Origin of the sequence: Alkaliphilus peptidifermentans DSM 18978 (genome assembly GCF_900101495.1) — a bacterium.
Taxonomy (GTDB): Bacteria; Bacillota; Clostridia; order Peptostreptococcales; family Natronincolaceae; genus Alkaliphilus_C; species Alkaliphilus_C peptidifermentans.
Map to the genome: position 1 here is coordinate 1 of NZ_FMUS01000009.1, position 23,857 is coordinate 23,857.

The following is a 23,857-nucleotide window of genomic DNA, read 5'->3' on the forward strand; positions in this document are numbered from 1 at the left end:
CTATACTCTAATATTTTTTAATAATATCCGGTACATCGCTTAATACTAGCCTTCCGTATACATCTTCATTTACTGTAATTACTGGTGCTAAACCACAGGCCCCTATACATCTTGTCGCTTCTAATGTGAATTTTCCATCCTCTGATGTTTTTCCTACACCTGTCTTTGTCAATTCGCTTATTTTGTCTAGAATAGGCTGTGCATTTCTTACATAACAGGCTGTTCCCATACATACTCCGATAACAAACTCACCCCTTGGTTCTAGGGTAAACTGGGAGTAAAAGGTTACTACTCCATAGATTTCGCTTAATGATATCATTAATTCATCTGATATCACTTTTTGTACCTCTAGGGGCACATATCCGAAAATCTTCTGGGCTTCATGAAGTACTGGCATTAGTGCGCCTTTTTTAGTCTTGTGTTCCTGAATTACTTCATTTAGCTTTTGAAAATTCTCTTCTGTTAATTGATTCTTTGCCATGATATGATTCCTCCTTGAAGAAAATTGTATGTTAAATTTTTAACACAAATATGCCAATTAAAATGGATAATATGTAAAATTATCCGTTTATTTTTTAAAATATTCATACAATTCATATAATTTATCACAATCAAAAGTTGATTTAACAACACCTTTATTATACATTATAAAGCAAAATTATTCAATTGTTAATTTGTATTAATTATTAATTATTTGTTATTTTTTTAACATTAATTTACAGTCACTAATAATAATTATTAATGAGAGATATACAAAAACCTCCTTTCATTTCTTTACTCAACAAAAAAATTAAAAGGAGGTTTATCTCATTTTTTATCTATTACACAAAATTATTTGTCTTTGCCTTCAGATGACAATTGATTCATTAATCGTTCATTAAATTCCTTTGCAGCATGATATCCCATTTCTTTTTGACGATGATTTCTTGCTGCAACTTCAATAAGTAAAGCTATGTTTCTAGCTGGTTTTATTGGAATAGTAACTTCAGCAACATTCATACCTAGTATTTCTCTATAGTTATCATCTAACCCTAAACGATCATAGTTTTTATTGTTCTCCCACTCTTCTAGGTGAATGATTAGATTAACTGGAGTGCTTTCCTTTATTGCACTAACTCCAAAGAGACTTTTGATATCCATAATTCCAATACCCCGAACCTCCATCATATGTCGGATTATTTGGGGTGCTGTCCCTATTAATGCTTCTTGACCAATTCTTCTTATTTCCACTGAATCGTCTGCAACAAGAAGATGTCCTCTTTTTATAAGTTCAACTGCTGTTTCACTTTTACCTATTCCACTTTTGCCTGTTATCAGAACTCCAACACCATAAATATCCATCAAAACACCATGTAGTACAACTGTAGGAGCCAGCTTATCCTCAAGGTAATTGGCTAGTTTATTGATAAGCTTTGTTGTATTTCTATGGCTTCTAAGAATTTTTCTTTTGTTTTTATCTGCTGCCACCATTATTTCTTCGTATACCTCTAAATTTCTACTAATAATTAAGCATGGAATATCATAGGATAATAGTTTGTCAATTCTTTCTTTTCTGATCTCACCAGTTAATGTACTTAAATACTGATGCTCCACCTTGCCTATTATTTGGATTCTTTCATATGCAAAATAGTCAAAGAAGCCTGCAAGCTGTATTCCTGGTCGGTTCAGCTCCATGGTTGTTATATGTCTAATTTCATGTAGAGGGTGATTAATCTCCTCTAATTTTAAATCCTCAATCATATTTTTAACGGTTATTGATTTCATATTTCCTCCTTGGTAGCTGATGGCATTAATTTAATACTTAGGCATAATAGCTGCTGCAATGATATAGGCTATTATACCGCCTAAACCAGCACTAAAAATTGTCAGCACAACCCAACCTAATCGAATAAGTGTAGAGTCAACATCAAAATATTCTGCTATTCCTCCGCATACACCTGAAAGCTTTTTATCAATTTGTGATAACCTTAGTCTTTTCTGTTCCATAGTAATCTCCCCTTTTTATAGTACTTAAATATTTTTATACCAATTAATACGTCCCTAGCTTTAAAAAGTCTACCTTATTTTTTAAAGAAATCTATAATTTCCTCTGCATTTCCTTTAGTTATACCTTTAACCTCTTGAAGTTGATCTATATTTGCACCTTTTATACTATCAATACTCTTAAAATGCTTCATCAAGGCTTTTCGTTTTGCTTCACCAATGCCTTTAATTTCCTCCAGCTCTGACTTAAGCATATCCTTTTTTCTTAATGTTTTATGATATGCTATGGCAAAGCGATGAACTTCTTCTTGAATCCTATAGATGAATCTAAACAAATCTGTATGCTTATTAAGAATGATCTCTTCTCCCATAAAAGCAATACCTCTAGTTCGATGTCTGTTATCTTTAATCATACCACATACAGGAATCTTAACATCTAGATTATTCAGAACCTTTTCAACGCTTGAAACCTGTCCGAATCCGCCATCCACCATTATTAAATCTGGAAACACCATAAACTTACCATCATTAATCTGAAGCTTACCTTCTATTATTTCATTGGTTTCATCTATTCCCCGTTGAAACCGTCTTTTTATTATTTCCTCAAGGCTACCATAATCATTGGGTCCTTCTATGGTTTTGATTTTGAATCTTCTATAGTCCTTATGTTTTGCTTTACCCTCATGGAATACCACCATAGACCCAACAGATTGAACTCCTTGAGTATTGGAAATATCATAGGCTTCAATACGTGCTGGGGGAGCATCTAGCCTCAACAAATTCTGAAGTTCGCTTATAATTGATATTTTTTTATTTTGAGGAATGCTTTTTGTTAGTTGTATTAATGAAATAACTGCATTCTTTTTAACCATTTCAAGAAGATTTTTTTTATCTCCCCTATGGGGCACCTTTATAGATACTTTCTTGCCTTTTTTCTTCTTCAACCACTCTTCTATAATATCCTTATCTAGTATATCTTCTTCCACAAGTATTTCTTTTGGTATAAAGGAAACATTACTATAGAATTGTTTTATGAATGCTGATAGTATTTCTCCTTTACTTTCCTCTTGATTAGCATTAAGATCATAATGCTCTCTATGAATAAGCTTTCCTTCTCTAATAAAGAAAACCTGCACGCAAGTCACCTCTTCATTGCTTGCTAATCCAATTACATCCTGATCAAAGGACTGATCTGTTACTATTTTTTGTTTTTCAAGAGTACTATCTAAAGACCTTAGCTGATCCCTAAATAATGCCGCCTTTTCATAATTTAGTTCCATCGAAGCTTCATTCATTTTCTTCTTTAATCGCTTTATTAACTCCTCCTGCTTGCCTCCAAGTATTAGAAGTATCTCATCAATCATTTGGGTGTAATCTTCTTTATATATGTTCCCTTTACATGGTCCAATACATTTTTTTATATGATAGTTTAAGCAGGGTCTTTCTTTTTTTTCTATCATTCTTGTTATATTCTTCTTACATGTTCTTATGGGATACATACGATGAATTATATCTAGAGTTTCATTCAGAGCACTTATATTAGTATATGGCCCAAAGTATCTGTTTTTATCTTTTTGAATGTTACGAGTTTTTAATACCCTAGGGTATTCTTCACTTACTGAAACCTTAATATAGGGATAGGTTTTATCATCCCTTAGCAGCACATTATACTTTGGCCTATTTTTTTTTATAAGATTACATTCCAGTATTAAAGCTTCAAGCTCAGTATCTGTAACAATATATTCAAAAAAGCTTATATGGGAAACCATAGCTTGAACCTTTGGAGGATGATTTTTTGCTGACTGAAAGTATTGTCGCACTCTATTTTTTAATGATATAGCTTTTCCCACATATATTACATCGTCTTCTTTGTTTTTCATAATATATACGCCAGGCTTATTAGGTAATAATTTTAATTGTTCTTGAATGTTAAACATCTTCTATGCTCCCTTTAACTTGAAGTTTCTTCTTGCTGGATACACCTTCTATTATATTGTACCATTTTTATTCTATATCCTACCATCATTTCACCAATTTGAAATTAGTAGATTATTGAGTATTATTTTCCTTTTCTATTTACAGTAATGTTAATGCTTTTGTTCTTTGCTTTAGTAGTATCAAAATTTAAAAAGTTGAATATTTATTTTGATATTGACAATACTTTAAATAAAATAACTATTTGGAGGGAAAACTAATATGTTAAAAAAAGCACTTATCATATTATTAATATCATTATTTTTAGTAAACATATCAAGCAGCTGGGGAAGCACAGAGTTTTATGAGATTAAAGCCTATATAAATGATATCAAAATACTTTTGGGTGAAGATCAAATTCTCTCTGGAAATGAATCCTTCATTTATAAAAACAAAATTTTTGTTTCATTAAGGGATTTGTCTGAATTGCTACAATACAATATAGAATGGGATGAAACAAACCGAGAAGTCGTACTTTCAGAAGCCTATACTAAAGTAGAACCTTGTAATCCTTTTAATGGTGAAGCCTTTATTTATGGTCAGATTTTAAAAATTGATCGAGAAAGCAACTTATTACACATTGAGCAGCACCTAGATCATAATAGTCGAGAAATATTTGAAGCCTTGCCTGTCTTAGAGGATGCAGTTATTATAATGCAGCGGAATAATCAAGAAATGGCTGTGTATTTTGACGATTTACGCGTTGGTGATGTTGTTGGTATAATTGTAAATGAACAAAATAAAGTGCGAGCTGTTATAATAGATATTTAGCATCATTTTTAAATTTAGGATCATTAAAACCAGCTACAAAGTGAATGTAGCTGGTTTTTTCATATGCCCACTAAAAAGAATGAGTAATATCCCATTATTACCTACTTTCTTTTGTGCTTTAATTGTTCCTTTGAACAATAGGAAATAATACGTTGACGATCATTATCGCTTAATGCAATAAATTCACAACCAATGTTACGACTTTGATTATTTTCATTTTCTGTATTTCTTAATACTTTGCAAGTTAGTAAAATTGATGCTCCATTAATATCCAACTCAAATACAATAACAGTTCCTATTGGGATAGACAATGATGTGTTTAGCAATACTCCCCCTCCACTAATATCTTTTAGTGTAGCGGGAAAAAATTTAGTGTTTTCTACCCTTCGATCATTAATGCCAATCAAATAGCACTCAACCTCTTTATCCACTGCTATTCGTACATATTTCCTTCTTTGAAGTATTTCAATGTTATTATTTGAAGGTATTTCTATAAATAACAAATCATTTTCAAATCCATGAATTGTACTATTAATGACACAAACTTTTTTTTCATTAGGTATTGTACATTTGACTTTTCTTGGTTCATTTTGCACATACTTACCATCTATCTTCACAACAAAGAATTTCTTATCTACCAAATGAATTTTTCCCCAAAAGGAAAGATATGGGGGAATAACATCTATTTCCAACTTTATTGCAGCATCCTTACTAATAAAGGCACCAGACATTATATCTCCTCCTATAATACAGTGGTAGTTTAATAATACATAATATAAAAAAATTTTTCTATAGTATTATTTTCTTATTTACCTTCATTGATGGGTATAATACCTGTTGGAGAAAGTGACCTGTATATGACTCTTTAACATTAACCAAATCCTCCGGCTTACCTTCTGCGACTATTTCGCCTCCCTTAATACCTCCCTCTGGACCAAGGTCAATGATATGATCGGCGGTTTTTATTACATCTAAATTATGTTCAATCACAAGTACAGTATTACCAGAATCTACTAGTTTATGCAGTACATCAATTAATCTATGAACGTCAGCAAAATGGAGTCCAGTTGTGGGTTCATCTAGTATATATAGGGTTTTTCCTGTACTTCTTTTACTAAGTTCTGAGGCTAGCTTAATTCGTTGGGCCTCTCCTCCTGATAGCTGTGTAGAGGGTTGTCCTAGTTTGACGTAGCCTAAACCTACTTCATATAGAGTTTCTAGCTTTCGTTTTATCTTGGGGATATTCTCAAAAAATACTAATGCTTCCTCTACATTCATATTTAATACATCAGATATAGTTTTTCCTTTATATTTAACATCTAAAGTCTCTCTATTATATCTTTTTCCTTTACATACCTCACAGGGCACATATACATCTGGAAGAAAATGCATCTCTATTTTAATAATGCCATCTCCATTACATGCCTCACACCGGCCTCCCTTTAAATTAAAACTAAAGCGTCCTTTTTGATATCCCCTCATTTTAGCTTGTGGTGTTTGTGCAAATACATCTCTGATTTCGTCAAAGACGCCTGTATAGGTTGCGGGATTTGACCTGGGTGTTCTTCCTATTGGTGATTGATCTATTTCTATTACTTTATCCATATACTCCAGACCATGTATAGATTTATGATTTCCTGGTCTTGCCTTTGCTCCGTTAAGCTCATTAGCTATTTTCTTATAAAGTATATCATTAATTAATGTACTTTTACCCGATCCAGATACTCCAGTTACACAGGTAAATACACCCATTGGTATGCTTACATCAATATTTTTCAGGTTATTTTCCTGGGCACCCTTTATTTCTATCCATTTACCATTGGGCAGTCTTCTTTTTAAAGGTATTTCAATTCTTCTCCTACCACTTAAATATTGTCCTGTAATAGATTCATGACAATTAATGATATCTTCTACAGTTCCCTGGGCCACAATCTCTCCTCCATGGATACCTGCTAAAGGGCCTATATCAATAACATGATCGGCATGATACATTGTATCTTCATCATGTTCGACAACAATAACTGTGTTTCCTATGTCTGTAAGATGTCTTAAGGTTTTTAGTAATCTCTCATTATCACGCTGATGTAGCCCTATACTTGGTTCGTCAAGTATATATAGTACGCCTACTAAGCTTGATCCAATCTGGGTTGCTAATCTAATCCTCTGTGATTCACCACCAGAAAGGGTGCCTGCTGTTCTTGATAGGGTAAGATAATCTAACCCCACATCCATCAAAAATGTTAACCTAGCCTTTATCTCCTTCAAAATCTGTGCAGCTATGGTACTTTTACGTTTATCTAATGTAAGATTCTCAAAAAAATCTTTTAAATCTCCTATCGACATTTCTGTAACTTCATGAATGTTTTTATCACCAACAGTTACAGCTAGAATTACATCCTTAAGACGAGCCCCATTACACACATCACAGGGACTTTCACTCATAAATTCTTCAATCTTCTCACGGATATAGTCAGAGCTTGTTTCTCGATAACGTCTTTCAAGATTAGGTATAATTCCTTCAAATGCAGCAGTATAAACCCTATTGCCACCGTATTTGGACTCATATTCAAATGATACCATTTTGTCACTACTGCCATATAGTAGGTCATTAATAAATTCTGTCGGCAAGTTTTTGATGGGTGTATCTAGGTCTGCTTTATATTGTTCTGCTAAGCTCTCCATCATTTTAAAATAATAGGTATTCTCTGAATTTCCATTCGATCCGGCCCAAGGTTCTACACCACCCTGTCGAATGCTTAATTTCTTATTAGGTATAACTAACTCAGGATCAACAACCTTCTTATGACCAATACCATTACATGCATTACATGCACCGAATGGACTATTGAAGGAAAACATCCTTGGCGACATGTCTTCTATTCCTATTCCGTGCTCTGGACATGCGAATTTTGTAGAAAAAAGTATTTCTTCCTTATCAATAACATCAACAATTATTAAACCTTCAGTAAGCTTTAAAACTGTTTCAATGGAGTCTGCCAATCGTTGATGGGAATCTTCCTTCAATACAATCCGATCTACAACTACCTCTATATTATGTTTTTTAGTCTTAGTAAGTTTGATTTCCTCCTGTAAATCCATAACTAATCCATCAATCCTTACTCTGACAAAGCCTTCCTTCTTAATTTCCTCCAATATCTTTTGATGCTCACCCTTTTTCCCTCTTATGATAGGAGCCAATAATTGAAGCTTTACTCCTAACCCCAGTTCCATAATTTTATCTACAATCTGTTCTACTGTCATTTGTGTTATCTCTATATTACATACTGGACAATGGGGTATGCCGATTCTAGCATATAATAATCTTAGGTAATCATATATCTCTGTAACCGTCCCCACGGTAGAACGAGGGTTTTTGCTGGTGGTCTTTTGATCTATTGAAATGGCTGGTGACAGACCTTCTATATATTCTACATCTGGCTTTTCCATTTGACCTAAAAACTGCCTTGCATAGGAAGATAAGCTTTCAATGTATCGTCTTTGACCCTCTGCATAAATAGTGTCGAAGGCTAAGGAAGACTTCCCTGATCCCGACAATCCAGTCAAAACAACAAATTTATCTCTGGGTATTTCTAAATCTATATTTTTTAAATTGTGCTCCTTTGCACCTCTAATTATTATTTTATCCCTTGCCACATTTACACCTCATCTTTAATGATTTTGTTTTTGTATGTTTTTAATTCTATCTCTTAATTCTGCTGCCCGCTCAAATTCCAATCCTTCTGCAGCCTTATACATTTCTATTTCTAGCTCACGTATAGTTTTTTCTACCTGGTCCTTAGAAAGCTTTTGTTTTTTGTCGAATTTATACTCTTCTGCATCCTCAGCCACCTTAGTTCCCTCAATAACCTCTCTTACCTTCTTTATAATTGATTTCGGCTCTATATTATTATCTATATTATGTTGATGCTGTATTTTTCTTCTTCTATCCGTTTCGTTAATAGCCTTTTCCATAGAATTAGTAATTTTGTCTGCATAAAGTATTACCTTACCTTCAACATTACGGGCTGCCCTACCTATTGTCTGAATTAATGATGTCTCAGACCTTAAAAAGCCTTCCTTATCTGCATCTAAAATAGCAACTAGAGCAACCTCCGGTATATCCAAGCCTTCCCTTAATAGGTTAATACCCACCAGCACATCAAATACACCTAACCTTAAATCTCGAATTATTTCCATTCTTTCGATGGTATTAATATCCGAATGTAAATATCTAACTGCAATATCCATATCCTTCATGTAGTTAGTTAAATCCTCGGACATTTTTTTAGTAAGGGTTGTCACCATTACCCGTTGTTTTTTAGTTATTCTTTGATGTATTTCACCCAACAGGTTATCGATTTGCCCCTTTACTGGGCGAACTTCAACCACCGGGTCTAAAAGGCCAGTTGGTCTTATAATCTGCTCCACTACAGGACCATCCTTCTCTAATTCATATGGACCAGGTGTGGCGCTAACATAAAGAATTTGATTCACTAAAGCTTCAAATTCTGAAAATTGAAGAGGACGATTATCCAAAGCTGAAGGCAATCTAAATCCATAATCTATTAGGGTTCCCTTCCTTGATCTATCTCCGTTATACATACCTCGTACCTGAGGTATAGTTACGTGGGATTCATCTACAATTGTTAGATAATCCTTAGGAAAGTAATCCATAAGAGTATGGGGGCGACTGCCTTCCTTTCGTCCTGTTAAGTGTCTGGAGTAGTTCTCTATACCCTGGCAAAAGCCAACCTCCCTTAGCATTTCTATATCATATAGAGTACGTTGCTGCAGCCGTTGTGCCTCCACCAGCTTATCTGAGTCATGCAGAAATCTAACCCGCTCCTCTAGCTCTTCTTCGATTCTCTTTATTGCCAGTTCGAGCTTATCTGATCCAGTTGCATAATGGGAGGCAGGGAAAATGGATATGTGCTTTCTTTGTCCAATAATTTCACCTGTTAAGGCATTAACTTCAGTTATTTTTTCTATCTCATCTCCAAAAAAATCTACTCGAATTGCATTCTCTGAAGATGATGCAGGAAAAATCTCTACAACATCCCCTCGCACTCTAAAGGCTCCCCTTACAAAATTTATATCATTTCTTTCATACTGTATATTAATTAATTGCCTTAAAACCTCGTCTCTATCTTTTTGCATTCCAGGTCTTAAGGAAACTGTTAGTTTTTTGTATTCTTCTGGATCTCCCAAGCCATATATGCAGGATACACTGGCTACAACAATTACATCTCTTCTTTCAAGCAGAGAGGATGTTGCTGAATGCCTTAGCTTATCAATTTCTTCGTTTATAGAGGCATCCTTTTCAATATAGGTATCAGAGTGAACAACATAGGCCTCTGGCTGATAATAATCGTAGTAGCTGACAAAATACTCAACAGCATTTTCTGGAAAAAACTCCTTAAACTCACTACATAATTGAGCTGCTAAGGTTTTATTGTGGGCGATAACTAATGTCGGTTTTTGAAGGTTCTGTATAATATTAGCCATAGTAAAGGTTTTTCCTGAGCCTGTAACACCCAATAAGGTCTGATGTCTATTGTTTTTTAGAATGCTTTCTTCCAATGATTTAATTGCCTTAGGTTGATCCCCGGTTGGCGAATAATCTGATTGCAATTTGAATTTTTCCATACTTTTACCCCACAGTTCTTTATAATTAAAAGTTAAGAGTTAATAGTTAAGAGCTTAATAGTTAAGAGTTAAGAATTAAGAATTAAGAGTTAAGAGTTAAGATAATTCCTAAATATTCTTTACCTTTTAACTCTTAATTCGTCACTTATAATTCTTCATTGCCCTATATATTATATCATATTAAGTTTACATAATTAAGCTTTTATTCGAGAACGTTTGTTCGTACATCTATTATACTTCTACATATAATGATTGTCAAGATTAGTGAAGTATAAAACTATTTGTTTGTTTTACATGTAAAACGATAAAAAACAACGAGTACTAGATCGTTGCCTTTTATCGTATATAGCTAGCTTTAATTTTTTTATTTACATGCAATTTATTAGTTTTTTAATTCAGGAACTAGAATTTTTAGTCTATTTTATAATTACCGGTTTCTTTAATTTCTCTAATAAGCCTTTCCATTTCCCTGGCTTTGATTAATAATCTCTCTTCATGCTCCTTCAAAGTATCCCTTGCTTCCTCTCCAGTCAATATCTCTACTTCTGAGTTAGTAAATATGCTTTGATTTATCATTTGTTTTATTTCTACCTGCTCTATTCTATTACTTTTTATAAGGTCTTCAATGCTCAATATTTCGAATGTTTTTCCATAAACACAGGTTTCTTCAATTATATTGGTACTCTCAGAACTTCGATTTTCATTAAATTTTCTATTTAGTGCTTCAATCTTCTTATTTAATTCGTCTTGCTTTTTAGACACTTCTGTAATAGCAATTGACTCAGCTTTCAGATGATCCAGTAAATGAATAAGCTCATCGATATTCTGTGTTTTAAACACCTCAAATTTCTTGTCTGATATTCCATTCAATTTTTCATTAATTTCTTTTTCTAAAACTTCTTGTTGAATAATCATTTCATTCATTAATGCTTCATCATAGCTGGGGTGATTCTTTTCTTTGCAACTGTAGAAATTATTCTCTTTTTCGTCTCCATTATTATAGATAATGGCATCACTGGATAATGGTAACCACATTACAGATATCATTATTATTAAAAATATACTTTTAAGTTTAGTTTTCATATTAATCATCCACTTTATATTATATTTATAGGTAAGTATCTTACATAAAATTACAATAAATTAGCATTTACTGGCTCTCTTATACACAATTTACTTTATTTTACCATTTATACCTATTTTTTGTCAACTACATAACATTATTTCAATTAAGTTTTTAAATCAATATAGTTAATTCATAAAAAAGAGATAAACCCTTGTTAGTATTAGGATTTATCTCTTTAAATTCGATAGCTCTTTATCTAGGTTTTAGTTTTTATTTAATCTTCTCCTTGATTACCTCAAGCGCCTTAATTAATTGTAAATCTTCACTTTTCTCTAGGTTATACTCTTCTTCTAATTCCTCTGGAAGCTCAACTACTATATGGGGTTCTATTCCTGTTCCATGTATATTTGTACCATTAGGGGTAAAATATTGTGCTATGGTATATTTGAATCCAGTACCATCATTTAGTGGCTTCACCTGTTGAACCAGTGCCTTACCGAAGGTTGTTGTACCTATAATAGTACCTGCTTCACCATCCTTTATTGCACCTGCAAGGATTTCTGAAGCGCTTGCACTTCCCCCGTTTACAAGCATCACTAATGGATAGTTGATTGATTGTTTTTTTGATTTTTCTTCTTCCCTCACACCATGTCTGTCTTCGGTATATACGATTAATTGTTCTCCCAGAAGCATATCTGCAATTTTTATACATTGTGATAATAAACCACCTGGATTATTTCTCAAATCAAGGATTAGGGCTTCAATATTGCTTTTCTCAAGTTCATTAAGTTGCTCTTTAAAATCATCTGCTGTTTTTTCATCAAACATAGTAATTCTAATATATCCTATATTACCATCTATTACTTCGGACTTAACAGTCTTTAATCTTATTTCTTCCCTTACGATGCTAACATTTATTAGATTAGATACACCATCTCTTCTTATAGCTAGGTTAACTGTTGTTCCTGGTTTTCCCTTCATTAGCTCAACAGCATATTCTAGCTTATCACCTGATATTGTAACATCATCAACAGTTACAATTCTATCTCCGGTTCTAAGTCCTGCTCTTTCACCTGGGGTATCTTCAATTGGTGAAACTACTGTTACAAATCCGTCATCTCCCGGGGTAACAATCACTCCAATACCACCATAGGAGCCAGAAGTACGTGTCATTAGCTCTTTAAATTCCTTTAGACTCATGTAATTGGTATATGGGTCACCTATACTATCAAACATTCCTTTAATTGCACCCTCTATTAATTCCTCTTCATCTAGCTCTTGATAGTAATTCTTCATAAGATAATCATTTAAACTAAATAGCTTGCCATATTTATTCTTCATTTCATTATAGTATTCATAGGTATCTTCTGATACTACTACCTTTTGACCTAGTCTTATTGCAATTACATTACCTACTGTAACATTTAAAGCTGTTGTCAGTAATACAATAATAATAGCCCCAATTATAGCACTTCTTTTACTTATCATTAAATTCTCCCCTTTGGCTGAATAAACAAGATTTTATTTCCTTATATATAGCTTATTAAAATTAATTATAACATATACTTTTACTAGTAATAAAATCTTTTCATAAAGAGTTTGCTATTCACTAGTTTGTACTATATATTAATTCATATACTAAAGCCAGAAGATTCTTCTTCTGGCTTTAGGTTAATTTCTATTTAATTAATTGCGCTTTACATATGATGTGGGATCTACGTATTTACCATCTTCTCTTACCTCAAAATGAAGATGTGGTCCTGTTGATAGGCCGGTACTACCAGCTTCAGCTATTTTTTGTCCCCCATTAACCTCATCCCCTTCTGATACATCAAGCTTAGAGTTATGGGCATATAGGGTTGTTACATCTCCGCCGTGGTCAATAATTACAGTTTTTCCATAGCCACCTAAATCTCCAGCAAATATCACAGTTCCCATACCAGCTGCAATTATTTCTGTTCCAGTTGGTGCTGGAATATCAATTCCTGAGTGGAAGCGTGTCCCCCCTAATATAGGATGAACTCTATTTCCATAGGGAGAAGAAACTCTAGTATGACCTGGTACAGGCCATTGCATTTCTCCAGCTATATATTCTCCATCAGAAGTCTTTCTCCTAATCTCATCAGCAATCTCATTTGCTTGCCTTTCTAGTCTATCTTCCATATCTGATAATGCTTTTCTATTTGTTAGTAGTTCTCTTCGTTTTCCCTCCTGTTGTCCACGAGAAACAACAAGTTGCTCTTTTTTATCTTCAACATTGTTCTTTAATGAAATAAGCTGAGCCTTTTCATTTTCCAGCTTGACTTTTCCGTCTTCGATCTTATTTCTTTCAATTTCAAGAAATTTAAGAAGGTCTACATCATGCTGTACTATTTTCTTTATCATATCAAGATTACTTAATAGCTCAGGGAAGCTTCGGGAGCTTAAAAGTACTTCTGCATATCCAATGTTTCCATTCTTATACATAACATTCAATCTCGACCCCAATAAGTCTTGCTTTTGATCGATATTTTCTTCTGCTTCTATGAGTTCACCTGTTATAATGTCGATTTTCTTTTCTGTTGTACCTATTTCACTTCCTAAGACTTTTATTTCTTTTTCAGTCTTATCTATTATTAAATCATACTCTTGTATTTGGAGAGCTATTTTACCTAATTCGTCAGTCATTCTTTTCTGCTCTGCTCGATTTTTCTCTAGATTTCTATTGGTTTCTGCCAATTCTTTTTGTAAGGTATCTGTATCATTAGAATAAGCAGCTAATGTAGATATGATTACGGTAACCATAATTATAAACAATATAATTTTTCTTCTTTTCATCAAGGCACCTCCCCAAAACTAAACCCTTAAATGCTTTCTTAAGGATACTATACTCCCAAGGGCTCCAACCCCTGAGCCTATTACAATAAACATAATAATTGTCGTATTCATCATTTGACCTATAGGAATCAAGTAAGCACTAAACACTACTGTAAATTGATTTGAAATAGCACTATAAGCATAGTTATAGCCATAGTAGGTGATTAACAATGCAATAATTGCTCCCAACAAGCCAAGTATAATACCCTCTAAAATGAAGGGCCATCTGATAAACCAGTTGGTAGCACCAACATATTTCATAATATTTATTTCTTGTCTTCTAGCATTTAAAGCCAATCGAATTGTATTTGATATAATAAACATTGCAATCAGAATTAAAACAAGAATTAAAGCTAATCCTACAGTTTTTATGAATGAAGCAATCCCCAATAGAGTATCTATAATTTCTTGATGGTACTTTATCATATCAATACCATCGATTGTTGCAAGCTCTCCCACAACAAACTCTGCCCTATCTATAGAATTTAAATATATAATATAGGAATTTGGAAGATAATTTTCTTCCAGGGTATCAAGTAAATACCCCTGTTCTCCCCAGCTCTCCTTCATGTTAAGTAGCGCTTGCTCCTTCGATTCATATTCTATACGATTTACGTCATTAATTTTAAGAATACTATTTCCAATTTCGGAAATCTTCTGTTGACTAATATCTTCCTCTAGAAAAACCTGTATTGTGTCAAATTGCATTTGAGCTAAATCTGCCACATTGTTAATATTTAAGACTAAAGTTATTATTAAGCCTAATATCATTAGTGAAGCTGCAACTGAACTAATAGACGCTAGACTCATATTTTTATTTCTCCAAAGGCCTGTAAATCCTTGATTAAACATATATCTTACTGTTCTAATCTTCATAGCCATATGCCCCCCTTTGCTGATCACGTACAACTCTGCCTTTTTCTAGGGCAATAACCCGTTGCTGCATCATATCAACAATGTCCTTGGCATGGGTGGCCATAAGAACAGTAGTTCCTCTTCGGTTAATCTGCCTTAAAACCTTCATGATTTCCCATGCAGTTTCAGGGTCAAGATTTCCTGTCGGTTCATCTGCTATAAGTATAGAAGGATTATTAACAATAGCCCTTGCTATCGAAACTCTTTGCTTTTCTCCACCAGATAGCTGATGGGGATATTGTGCTGCACGATCGCTTAGACCAACCATCCCCAGTATCATTGGTACCTGGCGACGAATTTCCTTTGAGGATGCCTCAATAATTTGCATTGCAAATGCTACATTTTCATAAACTGTTTTATTGGGTAATAACCTAAAGTCCTGAAATACTACTCCAATGGTTCTTCTTAAATATGGTATTTTACGTGTAGACAGCTTTGTTATATTTTGCTCTCCAACATAAATTGTACCTTCTGTAGGTTCTTCTTCCTTAAGCAGTATCTTTAGGAAAGTAGACTTTCCTGCTCCACTGGGACCCACTAAAAACACAAAATCTCCCTTTTCAATTTTAAAGTTTATATTAGTTAATGCTTGTATCCCTTTGGGATAAACCTTGCTAATATTTTTCATTTCAATCAAATTTATCAACTCCTGAACACACATTATTTTATTTCGACATTAAAACATAATTTCCTGCTTTTACTGGTATAAAAACATGGTAAATTATTACTATTTGTTATTTGCTGACGTATAAAAAAGGATTTAGTTCCTTATACTAATTTCTTATATAATATCACTTTTCTATTATAACAATAGTCGACATGTGAATTCAATTGAATTGATTACCAAAATTCTGTTACAATTACATTACAAAGTAATGTCAGGAGGTTATTAAGATTATGAAGGACTCACTAAGAAAAACCATCTTAAATAAAAGAGAAGCATTATCATCGAATTTTGTTGATAGTAATAGTAAATTAATTATTAAGACTCTATTTGAATCAGACTTCTATAAGGATGCCCATAATGTGATGCTTTTTGTATCTTTCCGCAATGAAGTAAATACCTATGAAATAATTCAGGATTTATTTTTGAAGAATAAAAGAGTCTTTGTTCCATTAACAAACCCCAAAACAAAGGAATTATCTGTTTGTGAGATAAAGGATTATCATAATGACCTTGAGTTAGGGCACTTTGGGGTATTGGAGCCAAAAAAAGAAGCCCTCAGGCTTGTGTCTCCAACAATTCTTGATTTAATTATTGTACCTGGATTGGTATTTGATGAGAGGGGTTACCGTATTGGATATGGTGCTGGCTACTATGATAGGTTTCTATCTGGCCTGCCACAGGTAACTACTGTGTCATTGGCATTTGAAATGCAAATGGTGGAATCTGTGCCTAATGATGATTATGACATTCCAGTTAAGTATATTATCACAGAAAAAAGATTTATTAAAGCATCGAAGGAATGATTAAATTGAAAATTTAAAGTTGAAAATTGAAATGATAGAACATTAAAACGAAAGGTTTCTTATTTATAATTAGTAACGGGCGGACATAAGAATCGTCCGCCCCTATAATTGTATTTTTTTTTCTCATTCAACATTTAACATTCAACATTAACCTTCAACCTTATAAAGCTTTTTTAATACTTAGTTTTACTTTTATTCTTTTAGTTTAGATTCCTTTTCTTTTTGATATATCTGATTAAGCTTTTTAGCTACAAGATAGTTAATGCTCCCTTCAGGATACCTACCGGCGTCATCCTTTATACCTGCTGGGATACCCGTTAAAATCTCAATCCCTTCATCTACATGTCCAATAGCATATATATGAAATTCATTATTTTTGACAGCGTCGATTACATCCTGCTTTAGCATTAGATTTTTGATGTTTTGCTTTGGAATAATAACCCCCTGATTACCTGTTAATCCTTTAAACTTACAAACATCAAAAAAACCTTCAATTTTTTCATTAACCCCACCAATCGGTTGTATTTCTCCTTTTTGATTAACGGAGCCTGTAACAGCCATATCTTGTCTAATTGGTACCTCTGCAATACTTGATAGTATAGCATATAGCTCCGTACTTGAAGCGCTGTCTCCATCGATCATAGAATAGTTTTGCTCAAAGCTTATGCTTACAGATAGTGACATTGGTTGTTCTTGGGCAAACTTACAACCAAGGTATCCACTTAGGATAAGAACTCCCTTATCATGTATGCTCCCACTTTTCCTAACTTCTCTTTCAATGTTAATTATTCCAGGTTTGCCTTGATAAGTAGACACAGTGATTCGACTGGGTTTACCAAAGCTATATTCACCATTGCCCATTACCACCAAGCCATTAATTTGCCCTATTTTTTCACCATCAACGTCCAAAAGCAGGTTGCCTTCCTTAAACATTTCATTAAGCTTCTCTTCATATTTACTATTTCTATAGATTTTTTGCTGAATTGCCTTTTCTACATCTTCCTTTGTAACATATTCATGATTGTTTACCTCTGCCCATGCTTCTGCCTCATATAGAACTTCTACAAATTGATTAAAACGAGAGGTTAGCTTTTCTTGGTGATCTGCTAATCTGGAGCTATATTCCATCATCCGTGCAACAGCAGTCTTGTCGAAATGTTTCATATCTTCTTTCTGACAATGCTTTGCAATAAACATTGCCATTCGATATATATTTTCCTTATCCTTTGACATTTCAATATCAAAATCAGCCATAATTTTGAAAAGTTTTCTGAAGTCTTCATCCATTTCATATAGCATCCTGTACATATATGAATCGCCAATTAAAATTACCTTTAGATTTAGAGGAATAGCTTCTGGCTTTATGGTTGAGGTTACAATATAACCCATGTTTTTACTCAAGGATTCAATGTTTATTTCACCAGTTTTTAATGCCCTCTTCAAGGATTCCCACGCATAGGGCTGAGACAAAACCTCTTTTATATTAAGAATTAAAAAACCTCCATTAGCTGTATGAAGTGCTCCTGCTTTAATTTGAGTGAAATCTGTCTTTAATGCACCCATCTCATTACGATACTCTATGGCTCCTAAAATATTAGCAAAGGTGGGATTTGCTTCATTTATAATAGGTGCATGCTTTAGTTCTGAATTATTAATGAAAAGATTCACCTTATATCTATTAAAAAAATTCTCATCATTTTTCATTTGCATCATTAGAAGCTGTTGTGCTTCATCTTCATTATTAACTTTATTGAATTTTGATATATTATCAACAACATCCTGTTCAATCTGATTAATATATTCCACAATGTTATCGCGATGCCCATATCTTTGTAGAAGCTTTTTTATGAAGTAATTGATAACGCTATACCCTATATCTTCATCCAGCTTTCTAATACGGAGTCGCATCTCCTCCTCTAAACCCTTCAATTGATTAAAAATTTCAATTGTTTCTAAACTTAATTGATTTGATTGTTCTCTTAATCTTTCCATTTCTGAAATAGGTAGACTGGAATACTCCTCCTGTTTCATCGGTCTACCTTCTATCAACGGTACTGTAACCAATCCCTGCTCAGATTCCTTAAATATAAAGCCAAATTGTTTTGCCTTATCATTTAGTTTCAGAATAATGTTTTGATTTAACTCTTGAAATTCTCGAAAAACTTCATTTTTTTGTGTTTCATATTCTGCACCGAGGAAGGCTACTGGTATTTCTTTCCTTAGCTGCTCAATTACACCCTCAATTTCCTTCTTAAATTGTATTGCTAAGCCTGCCTCCATATTAAGAGCCTTTGGCTTATCTGGATTCTTAAAGTTATAAACATATACCCAATCGTCTGGAATAGGCATTTCTTCAGCTAGCTTTTCAGTTATTGAATTTGCATAGCTGCTTCTACCAGTTCCACTTAATCCAGCAATATAAATGTTATAGCCCTTTTTTTTCATTCTTAATCCAAAGTCTAAGGCTTCAACTGCACGGTCTTGACCAATGATTCCCTTTAATGGCTTTAAGTCAGCTGTAGTATTAAAATCAAAACCTTCAATTTTACATGGACTTGTCAATCTTTCTGGTGCTAATCGCAATTGATTAATCATTTTGCTCCCCCCTTTAGTACTTACTTCATATATACCTATTTTATTTTCTTTTAATTAAAAAATACAGTGTTTTTTATTTTATAAGACTCCTTCAATTGACATAAATAAAATACACTCCTGCAAGGGCAAGGCTTACAGAAGTGTCTTTTCAATAGATTTATTTTTTTATTCCAGCAGCAATTTCGATATTTGATTGATGCAGAGAATCTGCTTTTCCATCAACATGCCTTGTACTATTACCAAAGTATAGGTCTGCATGTCCACTAAAATTATTATTATTTATATATTGAATATCATGGGGCATAGAGCTGGCAGAGGCGGCAAGTCTTCTATTATCTATCTCTACAATAACTGGTCTACGGTTCCAGCTATAGCTTCCACCCCATACTTCTTTCATTATTGCAGCATCTCTGCTTGTAAGTGGCTCGACATCAGCATGATTTGCACCTATAGTTCTTTTCATTGTCCACTTTTTCCCTGTATTGAAATCTACTACATCAAAAACCTTTCCAATGGGTAAAACATATTGAGCTTCTGTCCACCAATCCAGCAATTCACCATATTGTGGCCCCGGCGTTTCCTTAATGGCTATCTCATATACAGGTACAGTAAGCTTATCTCCAATATTTATAACATGGTTATCTCTTAAGCCATTAACCTGTAATAGTTCATGAAAGGGTATTCCATATTTTATTGATATATTCCATAAGTCATCCCCTCTAACTACAGTATGAGTAATGAAGCTTTTTTTATTTGCTGTAGGTAATGTGTTTTGTACTGGTTTTTTTACTGTTTCATTTGGTACTAAAATTTTCTGCCCGACATAAATGTGATCACCTTCTTTTAGACCATTCATTGCCAGTAGGTTACTGAATGATACACTAAATTTTTGGCTTATAGTCCAAGGAGTGTCATTCCTTACAACTGTGTAGCTCCAGCCATTATTGTTGTTTGTAGAGCTGGGAATAAGGATTCTTTGACCAGGATATATTTCGGAATTGGAGCTTAAACCATTTATCCTTAATAATTGGTTTAAGTCTACCTTATAGGCTTGGCTAATTTTCCATGGTGTATCTCCCTTTACCACTACATGACTTTGTGACGATGATATATTAACTTTATCACCTACAAAAAGAGTTGAATCATTGTTATATTTCGGATTAAGCCGATAAATGTCATTCATTGTAATATTGTATTTTTGAGAGATTTTCCACAAAGTATCTCCATTTGACACCAAATGCACCTCTTGATTACCAAAGGTAGAAATAGTCGAAACAGAGAATATACTTGTCACCAGTGTAGTACCAACAATCCATTTCCTAAGTTTATTATTCATTTTAAGTCCCCCTTATGTAATTCTATTAATAAACCTATCTATACACAATTTCTTGAAAAGTTCCAAAATTCCTTGATGTAAAAAATGGTTGTCAAGGTATTGTATGGAGTAAATAGCATCAGTGGGTAATTCTAATTAATAACCATCAGCAACAAAAACCCAGCTATTCTAGTTAGCCGGGTTATTAGAAAAATCTTTAATTTTTTTATTGCTCATTTCAATTTGCTAATTATTGGATTTTAGCTTTATTGAAATAATGGTTTTATTTGATAAGTAACATCATTGTCATTAATGTTAAATTCAATATACTGAAAGCTTTCTGCTGGACTTTTATTTGTACTGCTATCATAGCTTCCTGCTGAAATGTAGCGAACACCATCCATAACTCGCACTTCAACCTCAGGCCCACCATATAACACATATACATTTTTACCTTTTTCAGCTTCAGCAGTTAAAGCATCTGTAAAGAGCTTTAATTCCAATGCATCTGAAAAGCCCTTATCGCCCCATATTGGTGTAGGTACTACTATAAAAATATTCTCCTTTTTAGTTGTTTCTAATTGCTTAATTAGCCATGGCCATTGATCAAAGTTTGTTTGTCTAAATCCATTTTTTGTATTATCCATTTTAAGAATCAGGTTATTCTCAAATTCCTTAGCTGAGTATCCTTGCTTCGCTTCAATAAATGGAGTAGTAATCTTATCTAAAACATTAGTATTAACTGAACTTGTGAATAATGTATATTGAGACTTTGAATTAGCTTGTTCTATAACTCTATTAGATATCATTCTATCTAGAAGAGTTTCCTTAGAGAACTTAATGCCCGAATGAATAAAAAGCTTTGTTCCTTCTGTTTCAGCAGGTCTATTTGCTTTATCCTTTATAGCCGGTGGAGTTATAAGCTTATCGGTCATGGTAAAAGGTAGCTGATAAACTGCCTGGAGATCATCAAATAATAAGCTTCCAACTTGTTTTTGGCTAGCATCTGTTTCCACTACATAAAGTCTATCAACTGCTATGGGATATGAAACAGCGGTTGGTACCCTGGCTTCAATATATTTCCAGCCAGTCCAATTTATTTCCTTTACTAAATCAAGAACGTGGTGATCGCCTTTAGCATCAACAATTCTTGTTCGAATCCAATGGGGAGCTACTTCTGATGAATGAACCCAAACTCCAATTCTTTCTGGCTTTCCGTTGATTTTTAATCCACCATTACTATAGTCAATATATGCTGCTCTTGTAGCGTCTGTTGTACTAAAATCATATTCAAGATTTAATGAGTAGGACCCTCTATAGGCATCATTTGATAATTTTATAGAACCACCAACCTCGTTGGGATACCTTGTAAAGTTTCCTCTTATATCTTCAAAATCATCTAATATTTGTTGACTGCTTCCAACCAATGCAACGCTATTAACAGTACTACCACCAAAAGATGCTTCGATTATAGTTTCACCAGTTTTTGATCCTGCTGTAAATCTTCCACCATTGAAGGTACCAAGATTATTTGTATCACTAAACTTAACATCACCGGCGAATATAGGTACTCTATAGCCTAAATCTGTTACTCCAGTAATAAAGAAATTCGTGCTTCCATTGTGGTTTAAACGAACAGTTCTTGGCGTTATTTCAATATGCGATAGATCATCGGGACCTATAACATTAAATGTAATATCTGTAGTTACACCTCTATAGTCAATAGTAACAACTGTCTCACCAGCAATATCTGATATAAATCGATTATTCTCTACCCTTCCACCACCTGATTTTATTGAATAATTTACTTCATCCAGGTTGATTTTTAATGGGTTAAAATACATATCATAGCCCTTTAGTATTATTCCTCTTGATGTTCCCACAATAACATTGTTATTTTCAGACTCTGCTATTATTCCATATACGGAGCCTGCAGGCATTTTAGAGGCAACTGCAAGAGCATTTGTTATTCTTCTTTGGGATCCATCGGATGGATAATTTACAACACGGGATGTTTGATCTCCAATGCTTCTAGTAGTCATAGTGGTTGAACCTCCACCATCCATAATAATGGCTTCATGACTCCCAAGCTCAATTAACAGTTTAGCAAGTTGTTGTCCATCTACACCTTTAAAGGAAGCATGTCTACCATCAACTGTTATTAGTATTAACTGTTTACGGTCTTTTGTTATTCCTATTGCTGTTCTCGGATGATTTCCAGATACATTTTGCGTAAAAGATGCCACCTTTCCATCTTTAACTAGTACTGTTCCACCACCCATAGCCAGATTTATATTTTCAATATTAGGCTTAATATCAGTGTGCACCTTAATTTCTGTACCAATCTGTAATTTCAATAGGTCTCTCATTTTGGGGCCTGCTGATAGTAATATGTATCCATCTTCTGGTATTTCTATAGCTGGTTGTCCTCTTCTTATCTCTGTTACAACATCATCTATTACAACAACTTCAACCATATCCTTCAGGGCTTCTGTAGCACCTACTGAAGTTTTTCCCCAGTTTTTATCAATTAAAAGGATTTCTTGATACATCCACCTATATTTATTTATAGAACCTAGTTCAATTTTGTCACCTTTATCTGTTGTTATGTAAATTTCATAATCCCAATAATCAGCAAAGGCTAAACCATCATTATTAATATAGAAGTTGGCTAAATTTTCACCTATTACTGGGCTACTAACCATTTTCCCGTCTTCTACAATGGCACCCGTTGGTGAACCAGCAGGTGTATTCATAAAGAAGAAATCGCCATTTATTGCCCCTATAACCTGTTCATCCTTATTAACCATTGATGAAAGAGTCTCCCTAGTAGATAGGCCATTTTCACTTTTAAGTATTTTTAGTTCTGTACTATTATCAGTTAAATCTACAAATAATACATTAGCATTTAACCAACCATTTTTATTGAATCTAAGAATGTTCTGGTAGGTTACACCATGTGCAAGCCTTTCTGTTTCAACCTTTTCAACTGTTGCTTCATTACCATATACTGTTGCCGACAATAAAACAATAATCATTAGACACAATAAGAATCGACTTAAATAAGTATTTCTTCTTCTAAACATAAGACACTCCTCCCAAGATGTTGAATTACATATAATTACATATATTGCTAATCTCATTATATATAATCTATATTAAATGTCTATTACAGAGAGATTACATTTCCATGAAGAAAAATAAATAAAAAATGGCACAATTTTTTAAGAACTGCACCATTTCTCTGTTTTTGCTGTATTAGCTTG

The 23,857-nt window shown here is 33.5% G+C and carries 17 protein-coding genes; 2 read left to right on the top strand and 15 right to left on the bottom strand.

Annotated elements, in window-relative coordinates; all coding sequences use genetic code 11:
* Window positions 1-7: 7 nt before the first annotated feature.
* From BLP68_RS07750 to uvrC, 4 genes are all read right to left on the bottom strand, one after another.
* Window positions 8-481 (bottom strand): NADH-quinone oxidoreductase subunit NuoE family protein, encoded by a 474-nt coding sequence (locus BLP68_RS07750; RefSeq protein ID WP_091542045.1) that lies wholly within the window; start codon window positions 479-481, stop codon window positions 8-10.
* Window positions 482-831: 350 nt separating this feature from the next.
* Window positions 832-1,764 (bottom strand): HPr(Ser) kinase/phosphatase, encoded by a 933-nt coding sequence (hprK, locus tag BLP68_RS07755; protein WP_091542048.1) that lies wholly within the window; start codon window positions 1,762-1,764, stop codon window positions 832-834.
* 30 nt (window positions 1,765-1,794) lie between these two features.
* Window positions 1,795-1,986: a PspC domain-containing protein gene (locus BLP68_RS07760; RefSeq protein WP_091542051.1), complete on the bottom strand. Its 192-nt coding sequence runs from the start codon at window positions 1,984-1,986 to the stop codon at window positions 1,795-1,797.
* Window positions 1,987-2,060: 74 nt separating this feature from the next.
* Window positions 2,061-3,920 carry an excinuclease ABC subunit UvrC gene (uvrC, locus tag BLP68_RS07765; protein ID WP_091542054.1) on the bottom strand — a complete coding sequence of 620 codons (1,860 nt, stop codon included), beginning with the start codon at window positions 3,918-3,920 and terminating at the stop codon, window positions 2,061-2,063.
* A gap of 259 nt (window positions 3,921-4,179) precedes the next feature.
* Between uvrC and BLP68_RS07770 the strand changes: the two genes are divergently transcribed.
* Window positions 4,180-4,728, top strand: coding sequence for a stalk domain-containing protein (locus tag BLP68_RS07770; protein ID WP_091542056.1), 549 nt, complete (start codon window positions 4,180-4,182; stop codon window positions 4,726-4,728).
* Window positions 4,729-4,829: 101 nt separating this feature from the next.
* Here the strand turns inward: BLP68_RS07770 and BLP68_RS07775 are convergent, their stop codons facing one another.
* The 8 genes from BLP68_RS07775 to ftsE all read right to left on the bottom strand — a co-directional run bounded on the left by BLP68_RS07775 (window position 4,830) and on the right by ftsE (window position 15,839).
* A complete protein-coding gene (locus tag BLP68_RS07775; RefSeq protein WP_091542061.1) occupies window positions 4,830-5,459 on the bottom strand; it encodes a flagellar brake protein in 630 nt (209 codons plus the stop codon).
* A 58-nt stretch (window positions 5,460-5,517) separates the two neighbouring features.
* Window positions 5,518-8,382: an excinuclease ABC subunit UvrA gene (gene uvrA, locus BLP68_RS07780; protein ID WP_091542064.1), complete on the bottom strand. Its 2,865-nt coding sequence runs from the start codon at window positions 8,380-8,382 to the stop codon at window positions 5,518-5,520.
* Between the two features lie 15 nt (window positions 8,383-8,397).
* Window positions 8,398-10,374 (bottom strand): excinuclease ABC subunit UvrB, encoded by a 1,977-nt coding sequence (gene uvrB / locus BLP68_RS07785; protein WP_091542066.1) that lies wholly within the window; start codon window positions 10,372-10,374, stop codon window positions 8,398-8,400.
* A 411-nt stretch (window positions 10,375-10,785) separates the two neighbouring features.
* The gene (locus BLP68_RS07790; protein ID WP_091542069.1) at window positions 10,786-11,457 is read right to left on the bottom strand and encodes a hypothetical protein; all 672 of its coding nucleotides are present in this window, start codon (window positions 11,455-11,457) and stop codon (window positions 10,786-10,788) included.
* Between the two features lie 253 nt (window positions 11,458-11,710).
* A complete protein-coding gene (locus BLP68_RS07795) occupies window positions 11,711-12,928 on the bottom strand; it encodes a S41 family peptidase (RefSeq protein WP_091542074.1) in 1,218 nt (405 codons plus the stop codon).
* A gap of 198 nt (window positions 12,929-13,126) precedes the next feature.
* On the bottom strand, window positions 13,127-14,257 hold the full coding sequence (locus BLP68_RS07800; RefSeq protein WP_091542077.1) for a murein hydrolase activator EnvC family protein: 1,131 nt from the start codon (window positions 14,255-14,257) through the stop codon (window positions 13,127-13,129).
* Between the two features lie 18 nt (window positions 14,258-14,275).
* Complete coding sequence (ftsX, locus tag BLP68_RS07805; RefSeq protein ID WP_091542080.1) at window positions 14,276-15,172, bottom strand: permease-like cell division protein FtsX; 897 nt, start codon at window positions 15,170-15,172, stop codon at window positions 14,276-14,278.
* A complete protein-coding gene (gene ftsE / locus BLP68_RS07810) occupies window positions 15,162-15,839 on the bottom strand; it encodes a cell division ATP-binding protein FtsE (protein ID WP_330389116.1) in 678 nt (225 codons plus the stop codon). The genes ftsX and ftsE overlap by 11 nt, the downstream gene beginning before the upstream one ends.
* A 269-nt stretch (window positions 15,840-16,108) precedes the next feature.
* Between ftsE and BLP68_RS07815 the strand changes: the two genes are divergently transcribed.
* Window positions 16,109-16,681, top strand: a complete 573-nt coding sequence (locus BLP68_RS07815; protein ID WP_091542087.1) for a 5-formyltetrahydrofolate cyclo-ligase — start codon at window positions 16,109-16,111, stop codon at window positions 16,679-16,681.
* Window positions 16,682-16,873: 192 nt separating this feature from the next.
* On the opposite strand, the gene BLP68_RS07820 is transcribed toward BLP68_RS07815, so the two are convergent.
* From BLP68_RS07820 to BLP68_RS07830, 3 genes are all read right to left on the bottom strand, one after another.
* On the bottom strand, window positions 16,874-19,276 hold the full coding sequence (locus BLP68_RS07820) for a Lon protease family protein (RefSeq protein WP_091542090.1): 2,403 nt from the start codon (window positions 19,274-19,276) through the stop codon (window positions 16,874-16,876).
* A gap of 157 nt (window positions 19,277-19,433) precedes the next feature.
* Window positions 19,434-20,612 carry a LysM peptidoglycan-binding domain-containing protein gene (locus BLP68_RS07825; RefSeq protein WP_091542092.1) on the bottom strand — a complete coding sequence of 393 codons (1,179 nt, stop codon included), beginning with the start codon at window positions 20,610-20,612 and terminating at the stop codon, window positions 19,434-19,436.
* A 245-nt stretch (window positions 20,613-20,857) separates the two neighbouring features.
* Entirely contained in the window at window positions 20,858-23,677 is a 2,820-nt protein-coding gene (locus tag BLP68_RS07830) for a phosphodiester glycosidase family protein (RefSeq protein WP_176758919.1), read from the bottom strand.
* Between the last annotated feature and the right edge of the window lie 180 nt (window positions 23,678-23,857).